Raw genomic sequence first — 243 nt, 5'->3', positions numbered from 1 at the left:
CGACGGGCCGCGTCTCGTCCGCGTAGGCGGGAGCGACGGTGGTCGCCGCCGCGGCACCCGCTGCCGCGGCGCCCGCGGCGGGGGCGGCGTCGGCACGGTGCTCTTCGCGCACGGGCTCGGCGGTGGCGGTGTGCGAAGCGCCGGCTTCCGGCTCGGCCGACGCGGCGTAGGCCGCCCACCGGGCGTCCTCGTCCTCGAGATCGACGGAACGGTGCGCGGCGGGAGCCGAGACGGGGGTCTGGC

At 80.2% G+C, this 243-nt stretch carries 1 pseudogene; it reads right to left on the bottom strand.

Annotated features, from left to right (window positions below):
• Positions 1–243, bottom strand: a pseudogene (locus EOD29_RS36835) (hypothetical protein); the annotation flags it as partial.

This window comes from Mesorhizobium sp. M1A.T.Ca.IN.004.03.1.1 (assembly GCF_003997555.1).
Classification (GTDB): domain Bacteria; phylum Pseudomonadota; class Alphaproteobacteria; order Rhizobiales; family Rhizobiaceae; genus Mesorhizobium.
The sequence above is the reverse complement of the archived record's forward strand: the minus strand, read 5'-3'. Positions and strand labels throughout refer to the sequence as shown.